The sequence below is a fragment of the Marinobacter manganoxydans MnI7-9 genome (assembly GCF_000235625.1).
GTDB classification, from domain to species: Bacteria; Pseudomonadota; Gammaproteobacteria; order Pseudomonadales; family Oleiphilaceae; genus Marinobacter; species Marinobacter manganoxydans.
Genome location: NZ_AGTR01000048.1, coordinates 1 through 1,308 on the forward strand (window position 1 = coordinate 1; position 1,308 = coordinate 1,308).

2 rRNA genes are annotated in these 1,308 nt (G+C 54.1%); both read right to left on the bottom strand.

The annotated features are described in order from the left end of the window. Positions 1-10: 10 nt before the first annotated feature. A 5S ribosomal RNA gene (rrf, locus tag KYE_RS11940) occupies positions 11-125 on the bottom strand. A 99-nt stretch (positions 126-224) separates the two neighbouring features. Further along, positions 225-1,308: ribosomal RNA gene (locus KYE_RS11945) — 23S ribosomal RNA — on the bottom strand; the annotation flags it as partial.

The window sequence follows — 1,308 nt, forward strand, 5'->3', positions numbered from 1 at the left end:
GGTATTAGGAGCCTGACGATGACCTACTCTCACATGGGCAACGCCACACTACCATCGGCGCTGGTCTGTTTCACTTCTGAGTTCGGGATGGGATCAGGTGGTTCCAGACCGCTATGGTCGTCAGGCAAAACGGTTGATCACTGGGGGACGAGAAGGAACTGAGTGATGTTGATTTCGTTTGAGCGGTTAGGCTCTGCGTTATCCGCAATTGTCTTGGGTGTTATATAGTCAAGCCGCACGAGCAATTAGTATCGGTTAGCTCAACGCCTCGCAGCGCTTACACACCCGACCTATCAACGTCCTGGTCTTGAACGGCTCTTCAGGGACCTCAAGGGTCCAGGGAGATCTCATCTTGGAAGGGGCTTCCCGCTTAGATGCTTTCAGCGGTTATCCTGTCCGAACATAGCTACCGGGCAATGCGACTGGCGTCACAACCCGAACACCAGAGGTTCGTCCACTCCGGTCCTCTCGTACTAGGAGCAGCTTTCCTCAAATCTCCAACGTCCACGGCAGATAGGGACCGAACTGTCTCACGACGTTCTAAACCCAGCTCGCGTACCACTTTAAATGGCGAACAGCCATACCCTTGGGACCGGCTTCAGCCCCAGGATGTGATGAGCCGACATCGAGGTGCCAAACACCGCCGTCGATGTGAACTCTTGGGCGGTATCAGCCTGTTATCCCCGGAGTACCTTTTATCCGTTGAGCGATGGCCCTTCCATACAGAACCACCGGATCACTATGACCTACTTTCGTACCTGCTCGACGTGTCTGTCTCGCAGTTAAGCGGGCTTGTGCCATTACACTAACCGCATGATGTCCGACCATGCTTAGCCCACCTTTGTGCTCCTCCGTTACGCTTTGGGAGGAGACCGCCCCAGTCAAACTACCCACCACACAGTGTCCTCATCCCCGATAAGGGGACCAAGTTAGAACCTCAAACATGTCAGGCTGGTATTTCAAGGTTGGCTCCATGAGAACTGGCGTTCCCACTTCAAAGCCTCCCAGCTATCCTACACAAACATGCTCAAAGTTCACTGTGAAGCTATAGTAAAGGTTCACGGGGTCTTTCCGTCTAGCCGCGGATACACCGCATCTTCACGGCGATTTCAATTTCACTGAGTCTCGGGTAGAGACAGCGCCCCCATCGTTACGCCATTCGTGCAGGTCGGAACTTACCCGACAAGGAATTTCGCTACCTTAGGACCGTTATAGTTACGGCCGCCGTTTACCGGGGCTTCGATCAAGAGCTTCGCGCAAGCGCTAACCCCATCAATTAACCTTCCGGCACCGGGCAGGCGTCACACC